The organism is Methylomonas sp. AM2-LC (assembly GCF_039904985.1).
GTDB lineage: Bacteria > Pseudomonadota > Gammaproteobacteria > Methylococcales > Methylomonadaceae > Methylomonas.
In genome coordinates this window covers 642,252-658,179 of sequence record NZ_CP157005.1, presented here as the reverse complement: position 1 = coordinate 658,179, position 15,928 = coordinate 642,252, and the positions used below count along the sequence as shown (strand labels likewise).

At 43.5% G+C, this 15,928-nt stretch carries 13 protein-coding genes and 1 pseudogene; 1 reads left to right on the top strand and 13 read right to left on the bottom strand.

Annotated features, from left to right (window positions below):
- Positions 1–3: 3 nt before the first annotated feature.
- The 6 genes from ABH008_RS03085 to ABH008_RS03060 form a co-directional block, all read right to left on the bottom strand.
- Positions 4–1,878 carry an amidohydrolase gene (locus tag ABH008_RS03085; protein ID WP_347988406.1) on the bottom strand — a complete coding sequence of 625 codons (1,875 nt, stop codon included), beginning with the start codon at positions 1,876–1,878 and terminating at the stop codon, positions 4–6.
- A 68-nt stretch (positions 1,879–1,946) separates the two neighbouring features.
- The gene (locus ABH008_RS03080; RefSeq protein WP_347988405.1) at positions 1,947–2,612 is read right to left on the bottom strand and encodes a hydrolase; all 666 of its coding nucleotides are present in this window, start codon (positions 2,610–2,612) and stop codon (positions 1,947–1,949) included.
- Between the two features lie 224 nt (positions 2,613–2,836).
- Positions 2,837–3,661 carry an AraC family transcriptional regulator gene (locus ABH008_RS03075; RefSeq protein WP_347988404.1) on the bottom strand — a complete coding sequence of 275 codons (825 nt, stop codon included), beginning with the start codon at positions 3,659–3,661 and terminating at the stop codon, positions 2,837–2,839.
- A 194-nt stretch (positions 3,662–3,855) separates the two neighbouring features.
- Complete coding sequence (locus ABH008_RS03070) at positions 3,856–5,016, bottom strand: IS30 family transposase (RefSeq protein WP_347985983.1); 1,161 nt, start codon at positions 5,014–5,016, stop codon at positions 3,856–3,858.
- Positions 5,017–5,080: 64 nt separating this feature from the next.
- Entirely contained in the window at positions 5,081–5,680 is a 600-nt protein-coding gene (locus ABH008_RS03065; protein ID WP_347988403.1) for an antibiotic biosynthesis monooxygenase, read from the bottom strand.
- A 6-nt stretch (positions 5,681–5,686) separates the two neighbouring features.
- Positions 5,687–6,406 carry a pirin family protein gene (locus tag ABH008_RS03060; protein WP_347988402.1) on the bottom strand — a complete coding sequence of 240 codons (720 nt, stop codon included), beginning with the start codon at positions 6,404–6,406 and terminating at the stop codon, positions 5,687–5,689.
- Between the two features lie 221 nt (positions 6,407–6,627).
- Between ABH008_RS03060 and ABH008_RS03055 the strand changes: the two genes are divergently transcribed.
- Complete coding sequence (locus tag ABH008_RS03055) at positions 6,628–7,527, top strand: LysR family transcriptional regulator (protein WP_347988401.1); 900 nt, start codon at positions 6,628–6,630, stop codon at positions 7,525–7,527.
- A gap of 545 nt (positions 7,528–8,072) precedes the next feature.
- On the opposite strand, the gene ABH008_RS03050 is transcribed toward ABH008_RS03055, so the two are convergent.
- The 7 genes and pseudogenes from ABH008_RS03050 to ABH008_RS03020 form a co-directional block, all read right to left on the bottom strand.
- Positions 8,073–10,673, bottom strand: coding sequence for a TonB-dependent receptor (locus tag ABH008_RS03050; RefSeq protein WP_347988400.1), 2,601 nt, complete (start codon positions 10,671–10,673; stop codon positions 8,073–8,075).
- A 224-nt stretch (positions 10,674–10,897) separates the two neighbouring features.
- Positions 10,898–11,977: a FecR family protein gene (locus ABH008_RS03045; protein WP_347988399.1), complete on the bottom strand. Its 1,080-nt coding sequence runs from the start codon at positions 11,975–11,977 to the stop codon at positions 10,898–10,900.
- An 87-nt stretch (positions 11,978–12,064) separates the two neighbouring features.
- Complete coding sequence (locus ABH008_RS03040) at positions 12,065–12,589, bottom strand: RNA polymerase sigma factor (RefSeq protein WP_347988398.1); 525 nt, start codon at positions 12,587–12,589, stop codon at positions 12,065–12,067.
- Between the two features lie 1,026 nt (positions 12,590–13,615).
- Entirely contained in the window at positions 13,616–13,915 is a 300-nt protein-coding gene (locus ABH008_RS03035; RefSeq protein ID WP_347988397.1) for an addiction module antidote protein, read from the bottom strand.
- Between the two features lies 1 nt (position 13,916).
- Positions 13,917–14,174 (bottom strand): annotated as a pseudogene (locus ABH008_RS03030) (type II toxin-antitoxin system RelE/ParE family toxin); the annotation flags it as partial.
- Positions 14,175–14,437: 263 nt separating this feature from the next.
- Complete coding sequence (locus ABH008_RS03025; protein WP_347988396.1) at positions 14,438–14,947, bottom strand: GNAT family N-acetyltransferase; 510 nt, start codon at positions 14,945–14,947, stop codon at positions 14,438–14,440.
- Positions 14,944–15,225, bottom strand: coding sequence for a DUF1778 domain-containing protein (locus ABH008_RS03020; RefSeq protein ID WP_347988395.1), 282 nt, complete (start codon positions 15,223–15,225; stop codon positions 14,944–14,946). Before ABH008_RS03020 ends, ABH008_RS03025 begins: the two co-directional genes overlap by 4 nt.
- Positions 15,226–15,928 lie beyond the last annotated feature (703 nt).

Here is a 15,928-nt window from a genome sequence, read left to right as displayed (position 1 = left end):
TCATTAGTACGCAAAACACCCGCACCCCATTGCCCAGGGATTTTCGAATTGCGATTGTTTTTGCTGACCATCAAGCCCCAACCAGAGAGAAAGCTTACCATCATGACTTTGCTGACCATGCACAATACATGTTGGCGACAAGCATGGATTTGCCTGCAGCGCATAATGGGTATTGGGGGTTTGATGACCACCAAAATACTGCACAGGCGACCAATCAGGACTTATCGGCGGTAACGGCGCATCAAACTGACTATAGTCGTCAGCGGCATAGACGATCTTGCCTCCCACAATGGTCAGCACTGAAGTAATCGCTTTGATATCTTCATCGGCAATTGACATAAAATCACTCGAAATGACGATCAAATCAGCATACATGCCAACGGATAAAGTACCTTTAACCGTTTCTTCGTTAGATTTATAAGCGCTCCCTGCCGTCCATAAACGCAAAGCTTCTTCACGTTCCAGACAGTTGCTCTCACCATACAGGCTAAGCCCACCGACGGTTTTACCTGTTATGAGCCAATACAAAGAAACCCATGGATTAAAACTGGCGACACGGGTGGCATCGGTGCCGCCACCGACGGGTATACCCAACTCCAACATTTTGCGTATGGGCGGAGTTTGTTCTGCCGCCTTTTTCCCGTAACGCTCTACAAAATATTCTCCTTGAAAAGCCATACGGTGTTGCACGGCAATACCACCCCCCAATTTTTTAATGCGCGCCATATTTTTTTCACTGACTGTTTCAGCATGATCGAAAAACCAACGCAAATTATCGAAACGCGTATCTTGATCAATAGACTCAAATACATCTAGAGCACGACCTATGGTTTCATCGTAGGTCGCATGCAATCTGAACGGCCAGCGTTTTTCCACCAGAAGCCTAACTACATCGCCAAGCTCTTTTTCCATACCAAATGCCATATCAGGGCGTGGTTGCAGAAAATCTTCAAAATCAGCGGCAGAAAAAGCCAGCATTTCTCCCGCACCGTTATGCCTGAAATAACTATCACCGCTATAAGGTTTGACAATATCGGCCCATTGCTGAAAATCAGCCAACTCATTTCCAGGGTTTTGGGTAAATAAGTTATAAGCGATGCGCACCGTCATTTGATTTTCTGCATGCAATTGTGCAATCACTTGATAATCTTCCGGGTAGTTTTGAAAACCACCGCCGGCATCGATACAACTGGTTACCCCTAGGCGATTCAACTCTCGCATAAAGTGACGCGTTGAATTGATTTGATCGCTTAACGGCAACTTGGGGCCTTTAGCAAGAGTAGAGTAAAGAATCATGGCGTTCGGCTCTGCAATCAGCATGCCTGTAGGATTGCCCTTAGCATCTCTTTGCACTTTTCCACCAACCGGATCGGGCGTGTCTTTACTAATCCCTGCGGCTCTTAATGCAGCAGCATTCAGCAAGGCACGATCATATAGGTGTAAGATGAAAACTGGCGTATCAGGACATACTGCATTGATCTCTGCCAAGGTCGGCATGCGCCTTTCTTTAAATTGAAACTCACTCCACCCGCCAACCACCCGCACCCATTGTGGAGCAGGTGTTCTTGCCGCTTGTAGTTGCAGCATGACCAATGCGTCTGCGATGCTGCCGACACCTTCCCAACGTAATTCCAAATTGTAATTCAGACCACCGCGAATTAAATGTAAGTGAGAATCATTTAAGCCTGGCAATACGCGTTTACCGTGCAAGTTAATTACCCGGGTAGAATCTATAGCTAGAGTTTGTATTTCTGCATCCGAACCAATAGCAATAACTTTTCCTGCCGCCAATGCAATCGCACTCACTTCGGGCTTATTGGTATCCAGCGTGGTAATTTTCCCATTAAATAAAATGGTTTCCGGATTGGTCAGTTTCATGTGCAATTCCCCTCAATCGTTTACAGCGATAGAGCATTCAGATAGGAAGGCGTTCTGCCCAAAGTATGTTATTTGATGATTTTATGTGGATATTTTGCACGTTGACCGTAGTCATGCACCCTACTGGCAGCGTAATCGATACCCATGCCATAAGCGCCAAAATGTTCGCGCACTATATCAGTGGTACCTACATAAGTTTCTTTTCGGCTCCAATCCCGTTGCAATTCGAGCAGTACTTGCACAGAGGTTATAGACTCTGCTCCATGTTGTTCACCGCGTCTAATCGCTGCGTTATGTGCCTCTACAGAAGTACCACCTGACGCATCTGTATTCATGATGACTTCATAACCCTCGGCAAGTGCGCAGATGGTTGGAAAAATTAGGCACGCTTCTGTCCACAGGGCTGCGATAACTAATTTTTTCCGCCCTGTCTTTTTAACCGCCTCAACAAATGTGTTGTCTTCCCAACTATTCATACTGGTGCGCTCAATGGGATCTTGTTGTAAAACATCCATTAATTCAGGCCAGATATAACCACTAAAGGATTCTGTTTCTACTGCTGTAAGAATAGTTGGAATATTAAAAAGCTTGGCCGCCTTTGCCATTGCTACCGTATTGTTCTTGAGTAGCTGACGATCAATACTGGTCACACCAAAAGCCATTTGCGGCTGGTGATCGATAAATAAAAATACGCAATTATCTGGGGTAATCAATTTTTCGGTTGCTGCGGACATGTTCCTCTCCTGTAATTTACATTAAATGCTAAGATTATTCAGTGAATAAGACTGTAGGGAACATCAGAAACTTATTCAGTAGAGACATTTAATCAAGATTGCTATGCTAGGTCTTGAACAAAATTGACAGGTCTTGAACGATATTGACTTTATTTTACAATCCAAAAATTAAGAGGACGTCCGTTGCTAGGGCAAATGAAGAAGATGCCTAAATTAAAGCAGAATTACATGGTTACAAACTGGCCAGGAGTAACTCCCACCTTCTTTTTAAAGACTCGGGTCAGATGGCTCTGATCAGAAAAGCCACACAGCATCGCAACATCTGTCAATGAAATTCCTGTAGAAATCAACTTTCTAGCTTGAATGATTCGATAAGCTTGCAGATATTCATGTGGCGTAATTCCTAAACTTTTTTGAAAATTTCTCAACAGCACATAAGGATTAGTTTCAGTCATTTCTGAAAGTTCTGTCAGCGAGATATTTTTACCGTAGGCAGCTCGTAAATATTCAATGACCGTTTTTATTTTGGCTGGATTTAATTGATGATGGTAACTGTAATGATTAGCGGGTACATACTGAGAAAGTTTACTCAAAAACAAGGCCAGACAACTGGATTTTTCCAAGGTACAATCACTGATTTCTAATACACTGTGTGTATAAGCAAATTGATTGCGTAACACCAGATTCTCAATAATTGGATTTTTAAAATCCAAAGCATACTTAGTGATCTGAAATTGTTGGCATAAATCTTTAAGAAGCTGAGGACTGATTTTTATTTCCCGACAGATTGCTCCGCTTGTACTAATAAATGACGTTTCCAGGGAAAATATTTGTCCAGCATCTCGCAAAACAAGGCAATCCGGGGATTCAAGATAACTTTGACCGTTTTGCCAACTTTTCCAAACGGCACCGGAAAAGCCTATAATTGAAATTTCATCATGAAAGACTTTTTGTAAAGAAACGGGCTTATTGGGTGTAATATCAAATCTTGACAGATGGCATCCATCAACTTGCCAATTAAATATTTTACTTGTCGTTACTTGACTCATATTATCCCCTCCTCATTTAATAATTTATAGCCGATTACTAACTCGCTCTAAGCTAGGTCCCATCGTTGTAGAATCTGTGATTAACTACAAAAATAAGCTTAAGTGCCCGCTTATTCTGTCTTCGTGCCAGATTGACCAATCCAAAAAACCCAAAACAATGATAACGATATGAATTTAATATATTACTGGTGAGTTCAACTGGTCATTGCAACGCATTCGTTTAGTTTATCACCAGGCATCATGTAGCCCAGTGTTTTTCTAGGTCTCGTATTAAGCTTTAAAGCAATCTCATCTAGGTCTTGCTGACTATAACCGCTTAAATCGGTCCCTTTGGGAAAATATTGTCTTAATAATCGGTTTGTATTTTCATTGGTTCCTCGCTGCCAAGGGCTTCTTGGATCGCAAAAATACATTGCCACATCGGTGGCTACAGTAAATCTTTTATGTTGAGCTAATTCAGTACCACGATCCCATGTCAACGAAGCCATTAAGCCGGAAGGAAGTTGCTGTACCTGACGAATTAATGCATTCACAACATTCGTCGTATCTTTGCCATCAACTTGAACCAGCAACACAAATCGTGACCGACGTTCAACTAGAGTAGCAATATGGCTGTTTTTAGACCCCGTAATCAGATCACCTTCCCAATGCCCAGGTATTGCACGATCCTCAACCTCTGCAGGTCGATCTTTTATCGATACCGCATCAATAATTTGCCCTCTTGGCTGGCCTTCAGTTGTTGATGCCTTACCTCGCCGCATCATTCGTTTCGATCGTAGATGTCCGATTAATTCCTTTTTCAAAACGCCGCGTGCTTGAATATACAGGCTTTTATAGATTGTTTCATGTGAGACATGCATATTGATATCGTTTGGATATTCATGTTTAAGCCAGCCAGCAATTTGCTCAGGAGACCAATCGAAACCGAGTTTAGTTGCCACCATGATTTGTAGTTGAGAATGTGTAGCCAGTCGACAGGGCTTAGGTCGCTGTGCTTGATCCCATGCTTTTGAATCAGCTTCGATTGCTCGATATTGATCTTTATTACCATTACGGGCAATTTCACGGCAGATAGTAGAGGGTGATCTTGCTAGTTTTGATGCAATCTGTCGCATTGATTCACCAGCCGCCAGTCCTCGCGATATTTCTTCGCGCTCAACTAGACTCAGTGACCTAGCCGATCTTGAGCGAGTTGCAGGAATAATTCCACCATGAGCGGATAAAACAGTATGCACGGATCCAGCATGCTTACCAAGGGCACGACCTATCTCACTGAGTGATTGTCCTAATTTCCATCTTTGCCACAACTCAACCTTTTGAGCTGCGGATAAACCGGGTCGACCTTTCTGTGCCATTGATTCACCTCTGTTAATAATATTAAATCAGATAGTGTTGCAATGACCAGTTGAACTCACCCTTTTAATCTTTAAAAAACCATTTTGAAATTAGCCGAACATACACAGGCATAATGGCATACACCACCAAGCCAACGATTACCATAGCCAATACCCCTTGGCGAAAACCAAATTCTTCCAGTTCTGGATATTTTATAAACCAGGGCTGCAGTTTTAAAAAAAAGGGCTCCATCACTGGTGGAACATACATTGTCAAAGGCCAAATGACCGAACTGGTCACCAACCATTGTTTCCAGCGACGCGGATGCTTACCCACTGTCGGCGGGGTGAACCAGTAATCAATACCGGTTTTTATATCCAGAGACTCATCCTTATCCAGAATAGGGGCGATTTCGTTAATCAACTGTGAGCGTTGCTGCGATTGTTGCCAGTTTTCTAAATCATGAATACTGGCGAATCTAACGACAATCAGGTATTCATTGTGTCCTTCGGGCGGACGCACAATTTGCACGCCTAAATGACCTGTAAAACTTGCTGCTATGGGAACGATTTTTCCTAACCAGCTTTCGTATTGCTGATGTATGGTCTTACCTTTTTTAAGCCGATGCCGAACCACGAAAAACACTTGTTCATTATTTGGAGTAATCTGGAGTAATTCATTCATATGGTATTACTCCTCAGATTGGTCTTGGGCGCGCAAGTCAAATACCAATACCTCAGCATTTTGGCCTTGTTGAAGTGTAATAAGTCTTTCATGGCGGATACGCGCACCATCGCCTTCCATCAACAGTGTACCGGCAACGGTCAAAGTACCGCGTACAACGTGGACATAGGCATAACGATTCTCTGCGAGTGCTAACTGCGCATGCTCCTCTCCATCGAAACAACCAGCATAAACGCGCACATCCTGATAGACAGACAAAGATCCGTCCGTATTATCAGGCGAAATAATCAAGCGTAGCTGCCCTTGTTTTTCTGCCTGACTAAAATGAGTTTGTTGATAACGTGGCGGTACACCTTTTTTATCAGGAACTAGCCAAATTTGCAGAAAATGAACTAACTCGGTCTGTGAGTGGTTGAATTCGCTATGAGCAATGCCTTTACCCGCACTCATGATTTGCACATCGCCAGCTTTAATAACGGAACCAGTACCCATCGAATCTTTGTGTTCCAGACTACCGTCTATCACATAAGTAAAGATTTCCATATCCCGGTGCGGGTGGGTACCAAAACCTTTGCCCGGCTGGACGATATCATCGTTAATCACACGTAAATCTGAAAAACCGATTTGCTGTGGATCGTAATAGTGGCCAAAGGAAAATGTATGCCGTGAGAACAGCCAGTCAAATTGGGCTGTGCCTCGGCGTTGTGCTGGACGGACTTCAATCATGGTATGACTCCTTTACAGTATATTTGACTTATGCTTTCGACAATTTCGAATTACATTTTCCAAATTTTTCAAATGTAATCTTCTGTTTTTAAGCGAGTGAATATAGAATACCTTGTAATTATGAATATTTAAAACGAGTTATTTTGTCATTTATATTCGATTTTTTCGAAAGTTAAACTGGTTTAAAGGGTGTTTTGCAAAGTGCTTATTAGACACACACAATGAAGTTATCACTTGAAGCTATCCAGATTATAGATGCCATTGACCGCACAGGCTCCATGTCAGGCGCAGCGGATTTTTTGCATCGGGTGCCATCCACTATTTCTTATGCTGTCGGCAAGCTGGAAGAGCAATTGAACATTAAATTATTCGATCGCAACGGCCCAAAAATTTCATTGACTGCGGCCGGAATTACTCTTTTAAATGAAGGACGTTTGTTATTACAAGCTTTTGGGGATCTTGAATCGCGTCTACATAAAATTGCTTTAGGTTATGAATCTGAACTCAGAATTGTCTTCGATTCGCTGATACCTAGCCGGGTTTTTATTAACGACTTATTATCATTTAATGCCTTGGAATGCGGCACCCGAATTAGATTTTCCACTGAAACTATGGGCGGAGTCTGGGAAGCATTACGCGAAGAACGTAGCGACATCATCATCGCCGTTGGCGATTGTCCAAATTGGAGCGGCTATCAAATCCGGCAAATAGATACAGTCGATTTTGCTTTTTGCGTCTCTCCCGATCACCCACTTGCCAAAGCAGAGCAGCCGCTTAAGTCTGATGATTTGTACGAACATACAGTGATTGTAGTTGCAGACAGCGCCCGCTCTCTACCAGCCAAAACCATAGGCTTATTGTCCGGTCAAAAACGAATTACCGTGCCTAATTTTGATATCAAAATACAATTTCAACTTGCTGGCCTTGGATTTGGCTTTCTACCCAGGAAGTTGATCACAACATACTTAAAAGATGGCGCACTTATTGAGTTGGCAGTTACTGAAGCGCGGCCACCTGAACCTGTATGGTTGGCAATGCGCACCGCAGATAAAGGCGAAGCGGCAAGTTGGTGGTATAAGATATTAAGTCGCCCATTACTGGGAGAGATAGGAAAAAAATGAAGTCTACCTTGTTTTCTGTCAGGCAAACCGTCACTCAAAGACGGGTAGCTGAATAGCATAGATAAACGGCAGGATATTTTGCCGGATCAGCGGCCAAAAGCCGCTATTTTCGGTTTGCTTGACAGGTGGAGAGGCGATTACTAGATCGGTATAAGGGTTGAGTTGATGACTTGTAATTTATACGGTTCAGCCGTAAGCGGATCAAGGCGGGGTTCATAGACAGGGAATACAGCTCATTCGTTTATGACTGTAAATCAATGGCGTTTATGCGTGAGTGAGGTCAAAGCTAATGCTCATCGCGCAAGACCAAGGGGTGACAATAGTGAACCCGATTGAATGATAACTGGATTATTTGCTGGATTAAGCCAATGATCCAGTTCATGATAAAATACCTGTTAGCCCTGCCACGGTTAAAATAAAAGCCATGAACAGACCTGCATAGCGTTGTATGATGCCCCAGAAGTGACGTGACATATTCAACTGTATTCCTAACTGGTGAGATATGAAAAAAGGGGAGGTATCCCCTTTTTTTAGTAGGCTTGCCCTTAATATTGGATATTAATTGACCCCATAGCCGCTCGCGGCGCACCGTAGGCCGCATTAGCCGCGTAAAATCCATTGGTTGTATCATTGTTTACAGAGTTGATATTGGTGTAATAGCGTTTATCTAGCAGATTGGTGAGATTAAATTGGACAGTGACTTTAGATTTACCAAAAGAGTGACTATAGGCAGTCATCAAGTCCAAAGTTGCATAAGCGGGCACGTGAATGGTTGGAGCGTTAGTACCAGTTGCAAAGCTCAATCCACCCACACCGATGGTTCCATCCCGCACAGTTACCCCACCACCGAACTTTAGTCCTTTAAAATCGGTATCTTGTATTTCGTAAGTACTCCAAACGCTGGCCGTATTGCGTGGCACATCAAATAACCTAGATCCCACACTAAGGTTATTTAATGGAAGCGGATCGTTATTCGCATTGGTTTTTGAAACGCGTATATCTGTGTTTGCCCAAGTAGCAATCATATTCCAACCCGGAAACAATTCACCTTGAATATCCAACTCCGGCCCACGACTACGGATTCCACCAATCGCCAAGCTACAACCACTGCCACAGGCAGGAAATGGATGCTGCGGATCTCCAGTAGCGACATTTGTTTTGGTCATATCATAGTAAGCTAAAGTGGCACGTAGCTGACCATCCAAAAACTCAGTTTTAATGCCGCCTTCATATTGCTCGGCACTGGTGGGGGCAATTTGTTTATATTGCCCTGCAGTTGTTTGACCAGAGCCAATCCAGGTCAAACCAGTATTGGGGCCAAAACTCTCCGCATAGTTGGCATAAAGGCTAACCCAACTCTGCGGATGCCATAATACACCTACACGTGGTGTGACTGCATCCTGACTATAAGCTGTATCACCCGTCGAGACACCACCATCGCCGGTAGTCAGCGTACGTTGATGGATATACTGGTAACGAATACCACCGGTAATGTGGACATCAAACGGCAGTTTAATCTGATCTTGGCCGTACAGACCGTATTGATCGGTTTGTTGGTGCGAACCAAAGTCTCCGGATGCTGATATATTCGGATCTAATTGAAGACCAGGATTGACCGGATTGTAAGGATTAACCACGGACCAGGGTATTTCTAGAGAACTCCGAATCATAGAAAAAGAATTGTTTAGCCGATAATAATCGCCGCCAAATAAGGTAGTGTGCCGCAAACCATACGTATTAAAATGACCGATCAGATCCAGATTGGTTGAATAGGTGTCCGATTGTGAGCCATTACCGATAGGTGTACGCACAACCCCCCAACCAACGAAGGGTTGAGGAGGTAGACCTATCGATACAAAGCCAGCCGAAGTAGTTGTTACCCCCGGTAGTGCAACACCATTAGCGGTAAATCCCTGCTGATTGACCGAAAAGCTGTGCTTAACACTCCAGTCATCGTTGAATTGGTGCGACCAATTTAGATTACCGAAAAAAGTCTCGGTGACGGTAGGAGACACAGCACCATAATTGGTGCTCAAGGGCAGATTCATCAATTGTCCGCCGAGATACGGATTAAATGCATTGCCCACATTTTTGTTTTGGCGGTTATATTCAAATTCAGCAGTCAGCTGGGTTTTTGGACTAATAACCCATTTCAGGGTCGGTGCTAAAAAAATATCTTCATTACTCACATAATTTTGATAGGACCCACTGTTTTGATAGCTTACATTCATCCGGTACAGAACATCCGTATTGCCAGCGACTGGACCGGTAGTATCGATAGTAGTGCGATAATTATCGTAAGAGCCAAATTGCTGGTTCAGAGCGTAATACGGCGTTGCCAGTGGCTGCTTGGTGACCACATTCACCATACCACCCGGTTCGACCAAACCATAAAGAATAGCGGCAGGGCCTTTTAGCACCTCCACCGATTCTACATTGGACATATTCCGATTAGCCCCGCCTTGCAGCCTAAAACCATTACGCAGTGTTGTCGTTGAGGCAAACCCACGTAAGGTGATAATCGAATCCGTTCCTGCGTTAGTAGCATTCAAATTACCCACACTCGTTTGACTGTTAAACACCACCCCACTGACATTCTTCAAAGCATCTCCCAAGCTAATCACCTGCTGATCCTTCATCACCTGTTTGGAAACCACCTGCACGTTCAAGGGTGTTTCCATGATGGGGGTGTCGGTCTTGGTGCCAGCCGTGGCATTGGGAATAACGTAGTCTTCGTTATAGGGATCTTTGACATCGTAAACAGCATTGCCGACTACATTCACTTTTGGCAAGTTGGTTGGGTCGGTACTGTTAAGCAGTGATGCAGGAGGGGGGGGCGCTTTTTCTAGTGTTACGGTATGATCATCAATAAATCGATAAGTGTAGCCACTGTCTTGCAGTAATTGATCCAGCGCCTGTTTGGGCGTCATGGTGCCATCCAGGCCTTTGAAATTGAGGCCACGCAATTGATCGGCGCTATACAGGAGTTCCAGGTTGGAATCGGAAGCAAACCCCATCAAAGCACTATTGAGCGATTGCGCAGGGATATGATATTGGCGCACGGTACTCTCTGCGTTGACTTTTCCAAAAAATTGGAACGCGATCAGTACAATCATCAAGTGGTTGCGTTTGGAACGGATTGTCATGTATTCTCCTGGGTAAAATAATGCATTACCCTTTACGACGTTTCAGAAAAATAAATGACTCAAGAAACTGGAAAGGCTTTTAAATTGAAACCATTCGATGGTTCAGGCTTCTGATTGAAGGGGGCAACCTAAAAGAGGGGAGAAATAGCATCTGTTCAAAACGGGGCAAATAATTCAATTTTACTGAACAACATCAGCGGGTATCGACAATAACGCAGCAGGCCTTAACGATGCAGCAGTATCCACCACGGGCCCAGACGACTTTCTTCCAAAGCCAATATCTGGCATACCTTTTTGAGGACAGCTTCGGGGTCATCTAGGGAAAACACCCCGACCACGCGCAGATTTTTGAGATTTGTATCGGAAAGGAAAATACGACCAACGCGGTAACGGTTCAGTTCTTCGATCAATTCACCCAGTGGTCGGTCGTTGACGGAAATTTTACGCTTTTGCCAAGCGCTGGTTTGGGCAAGGTCGACCGTTTCTAACAAATTAAGGGTGCCACTGCCGCTGTAACTTATTTGTTGGCCCTCCTGCACCGTTATGGTTCCTGTCTGGTCTTTAACCGATATCAGGGATTCTGGCTGCAAACGCGCTGCGACGGCATGTTCTTGCACAATGACGCTCGTTTCGTCGGATGGCCGATTATAAACTTCAAAAACCGTTCCCAGGGCACGAACCAACAGTTCGCCCGATTTAACTTCAAACGGACGCTGGGTCTCTTTGGCTACAATAAATCGGGCTTGACCATGATGCAGGGTAATTTGCCGGATGGTTGCTTGGTAATCAACCGAAACGGCGGTATTGGTATTCAGCAGTAACTGGCTACCATCAGCAAGCTTTATTTCCCGAACTTCACCGGTGTTGGTGTGGTAATCACTGAAATAGGCGTCGAAAAGATGGGTCTGATTGGGCATGACCAAGGTCACCGCGAACAGCCAGCAAGCAGCCAAGGCTAAGGGTAACGCTAGCCAACCTGTATTCAAGCGGAGGTGTTTTCGGCTGTTGGATGGATTGATATTTAAAGTAGTGGCAGCTGATGTACTGTTTTGCGATGCATTGGTTTGACTGGTTTCGACACTAATTTGAGCCGTAAACTGAGGGATTTTTGCGGCCATGGTCAGATTCAGGAATAAGTCTTCGGCTTCGGCAAAGGCTTTGACATGGAAAATATCTCTCGACATCCACTCAGCAAAGTCATGCGTTTCCGCCTCACTCATCTCATTGGAACGCAGCCTAACCAGCCATTCGAAGGCCTCTAGCGTCAATTCGGGCAGCTCAGCTTGGTCAGATTGCAAGTTCATTTCGTTTCAAAAATCCAGGGGTGGTCATTTTTAAGACGTTTGTGACTAGAAATCGCTCGCCATTTCTTTGTAAGGAACTCATGGCTATTATTCGGAGGCTTTTAGCCGTTGTTTACTATGAGCTAACGCCATGACCAAATGCCGGCCTACCATGGATCGTGAAATACCTAGTTTGGCAGCAATTTCAAAATAGGTAAGCCCTTGAACACTATGCAGCAAAAATACGGTGCGACATTCTTCGCTGAGTTCATTTAGCGCGTCTTGTAAGCATTGCAGCTGCTGTTGTGCCATGACAATTTGTTCAGGCCCGGGTATTTCACTTGGATGAATATCCTCAATATCAGTGAGATCGGTATTGGCATTATAGGTCTGCCTGACTTTTACTTTGCGCTGGTAGTCATTGGCAAGATTGATGGCGATGCGATAAGCCAAGGCTCGGGCATTATCGGGCGGTGTGGTCTGGATGAATTGATGGAAACGCAGGAAAGTTTCTTGTGTCAGGTCGGCCGCAGTCTCCGAACATTTGATCCGCCCCGTCAAAAAGCTCAACAATTCCTCGGCCAACGAGTCATTCCAGTATAACGTTATATTGGGAGGCAAGGATGCTGTCATAGTAAATAATGTGGCAGAATTTAATTTTTAAAATGAGCCGTCATTATCTTATGAAACCTTAGCGTACGCTATTTTTTGATGAAACAGGAGTTTATGGGGGTTCTAAGCCCGAAACTCGGAAATTTTGGAAAAAACACTATATCAATAGCTTACATCAACAAAACGTTCCTTGTAATAAATTAAGATTGAGGATTGATCACCATCCTCTACTAACCCGCCACACCTACATCCACCGGATTCAACTTCACCGTGTTGCCAACTATAGTATTGGATCCATTGTGTCACCTCAATTAACCTAAAGTTAGGATGTAACTCTTTGATCTGCCGAGAATCGCTAAGAACATCATATGCAAAGCCATTATCCCTATAGCTATTATTAACACGGATTTATAACTGTCCAATGGTTTCAATGTCTTCTAAAACACATTCGTCAGCCAAGATATAACCTTGATCAAAATTCTCCATTAAACGAGTTTTAAAGCTTTCAAAATCCAAACCTGCCATATGAGCAGCACTGGCAAAACTAATCTTTTTAGCATGATACAGACTTGCCGCTAAAAAAACTCAGCAGCATAACTTCCAAACGCTTGTAATATATCATCAAGTTCTGTCTGCAAGTTGATGTTCATTTTTTACCCATAGGTGTTGGTGCCAACAGTCATGGTTGCTTGCCGGAAATGTGGCCTCTTTTGTGGATTATTGAAATCCAGCAAGGAAAGTTTTAATTTTTAATCAAAAAATGGACAGAAAAAACCCGCTATACCTTGCGGTTAGCGGGTTCAATATCTTTCGTGGATTTTCTTGGTGGGGCGGCGTCTAACGAATATTATATCTTACTAGTTGATTAATAACATATTTATTTGTTTAAAAATTTTCGACTACCAGCAAATTTACCAGCAACTGTATCGGGTACGACCATTTTCGACTTAAAAATGGTTCTTGGTTAGATGCCTTTTCGTACATTAAACGCCCCTGAATTGACTTGGAACCCTAAATCCAGGTTAGCCGATCTCAAAGCAGAAAAAATCAAATAGGCTCAACCTGCAATTTGACGCCTAATGCCTTACAAACTTTAGCGATTGTATCGAAACGAGGATGAGCATTAGGTCTTAGCGCTTTATAAAGCGCCTCACGGGTTAGGCCGGATGCTTTAGCAATATCCGCCATACCTCGGGCACGCGCTATATCCCCTAAGGCCGCGGCAAGCAAAGCTGAATCACCGTCTTCAATAATGACCGTTAAATATTCCGCAATTGCCTGTTCGCTATCCAAATAATGTGATGCATCGAACTCAGGTAAACTGGCAACACTAATTTTTTCAGTCATCCTAATCCTCCAAAAGATTGGCTAGTTGTTTGGCTTTTGCAATATCATCTGCTTGTGATGATTTGTCGCCACCACCCAACATGATTATCATTACTGCGCCATGCTGTACATAATACATTCGGTAACCGGCGCCAAAATGTTCACGCATTTCGAAAATCCCTTCTCCAACCGATTTGATGTCGCCCAGATTGCCCAGCTGGGCTTTTTTAATTCTGGCTACCAGGCGACGCTTGGTCATGCCGTCCTTAATGCCGGATAGCCATTTATCGAACTAATGTACATAGCTTATTGTAATCGGTCGATTACAAAAAATCCAATAAAAGAAATAATAGCTTAATTCCAACAGCGGCTGGGCTAAGCAATTCTGCAAAATTTTTTTCCAGTTAAAACAAATTAGGGTATGAGTTTTTATAGAGGGAACCAGCGAACCAAGGGAACCATATTGAAATTAAAGGTTTTTTAGTTCTCTCATCTAAAAATATGGGGGAACTTTAGTATTCAATCAAAATTATTAAGGAGTCTCTATCTTATTAAGGTTTTGGGAGCAAATGTGGTTGTCGGCAACAATAACTTGTTTGGTTTGCCAGGCAAAGGCGTAAAACCAAAATGCCGGTAAAATTCTGCAGCGGCATCTTTTGCGTCCACAATAATGCCAATTACCGCTAAAGTACTGCTGGCATGGGCAACACGCTGACAGGCCTCTGTTAGCAATATAGAACCTAAACCTTTACCCTGAAAGCGAACATCGACAGCCAGTCTGCCCAGTATTGCAACCGGCACCGGATATCTGGGCAAGGTTTTGGCAAAGGCTTCCGGCAAATCAGAACAATTAATGCTGCCTGCACTTAAAGTAAAAAAACCGGCCAGTTGAGTTTCTGCGGATTCCGGGGTGGCAATAAACACTCTGGCAACATTACGTTTTACGTCTTGCGAAGCATAGTGGCGAATATAATCATCCAATTCCGGTTGACCACAATTAAATGAAGTTCTATCAACGGATTTATTGAGCTGGTGAATATGGAAGCGCGTCACTTCAAAACTTGCTCCGCATGTCGTTTAAAAGCTTTTTGTAAAGCGGGATTCGGTTGGCTCGGCGCATCAAGAGCCGCTAAAAATACATGGAAATCTTCCGGCTGTAACGTGATGCTCTCATTGGCCTGAACGACTTTTTCAGCAGATTCCAATGCATGAGACAACACAAACTCGGAAATACTGACATGTGAATAGGTTGCTGCTTTGTCAAGCAATGCACGAGCCCGCATATCGCAACGTATATTTAGGCGGCTGTCTTTAGTAGTCGAATTTTCCATAAGTTACTCCTGTGAGTCATTATCTTACAATTGTGCTCCATTTGTGAGTACGAAACAAGTGACGTAAATGCATTTGTTTCAGAAAATTTTATAACAAAATGAATTAAAAACTCGGATGTAGCTGGATGCTGCTGGCTTTTAATGGACGACTATAAACAACATAACCAATTGAAATAATTAAAATATTTTAAATTTTCCGCTTGACAGCTTACTCTCGATTGTAAGAAAATTTCCCCGGCTCAAAGAACTTTTCAGGACGAAACTTTCATAGACTGCTAACTCGGCAGTTAAAACAATGAGTAGTGCCAGCTTGGATGTAATCCCTGAGGGGATGGCAGAGGATGCCGCTGGAAATGATTAAGGCTAGATGCCGAAAAAATACTTGCACAAAAAAGATTTGCCCAGTATTGACAGATGCTGAAGCTATATAGAATGATGGTTTTCTCACGAAATCCGAAAAACAGAGGGCACAGATAAATGTGCCTGGTAAGAATTACCTGGTTGGTTAACGTTTGTCGACCTTCCCGGCTCGTGTTCTGATCGTTTCGATCAGAATTCTATCTGCGTACTCGTACGCTTTAAATAACCGATAAACCGCGTTAGTAAGTTTTCTGAACGGCGGTGTTGCCGTTGCGCCATTTTTTAAGGGTGCAAAAATCTTGCTCGGAACCAAGGTTCCTCAGGATGGATACTGTATTGATGA

What these genes read in the sequence shown, in the direction of transcription:
- ABH008_RS03085 (WP_347988406.1), bottom strand. Translation starts at nt 1,878, where the DNA reads ATGAAACTGACCAATCCGGAAACCATTTTATTTAATGGGAAAATTACC.
- ABH008_RS03080 (WP_347988405.1), bottom strand. Translation starts at nt 2,612, where the DNA reads ATGTCCGCAGCAACCGAAAAATTGATTACCCCAGATAATTGCGTATTT.
- ABH008_RS03075 (WP_347988404.1), bottom strand. Translation starts at nt 3,661, where the DNA reads ATGAGTCAAGTAACGACAAGTAAAATATTTAATTGGCAAGTTGATGGA.
- ABH008_RS03070 (WP_347985983.1), bottom strand. Translation starts at nt 5,016, where the DNA reads ATGGCACAGAAAGGTCGACCCGGTTTATCCGCAGCTCAAAAGGTTGAG.
- ABH008_RS03065 (WP_347988403.1), bottom strand. Translation starts at nt 5,680, where the DNA reads ATGAATGAATTACTCCAGATTACTCCAAATAATGAACAAGTGTTTTTC.
- ABH008_RS03060 (WP_347988402.1), bottom strand. Translation starts at nt 6,406, where the DNA reads ATGATTGAAGTCCGTCCAGCACAACGCCGAGGCACAGCCCAATTTGAC.
- ABH008_RS03055 (WP_347988401.1), top strand. Translation starts at nt 6,628, where the DNA reads ATGAAGTTATCACTTGAAGCTATCCAGATTATAGATGCCATTGACCGC.
- ABH008_RS03050 (WP_347988400.1), bottom strand. Translation starts at nt 10,673, where the DNA reads ATGACAATCCGTTCCAAACGCAACCACTTGATGATTGTACTGATCGCG.
- ABH008_RS03045 (WP_347988399.1), bottom strand. Translation starts at nt 11,977, where the DNA reads ATGAACTTGCAATCTGACCAAGCTGAGCTGCCCGAATTGACGCTAGAG.
- ABH008_RS03040 (WP_347988398.1), bottom strand. Translation starts at nt 12,589, where the DNA reads ATGACAGCATCCTTGCCTCCCAATATAACGTTATACTGGAATGACTCG.
- ABH008_RS03035 (WP_347988397.1), bottom strand. Translation starts at nt 13,915, where the DNA reads ATGACTGAAAAAATTAGTGTTGCCAGTTTACCTGAGTTCGATGCATCA.
- ABH008_RS03020 (WP_347988395.1), bottom strand. Translation starts at nt 15,225, where the DNA reads ATGGAAAATTCGACTACTAAAGACAGCCGCCTAAATATACGTTGCGAT.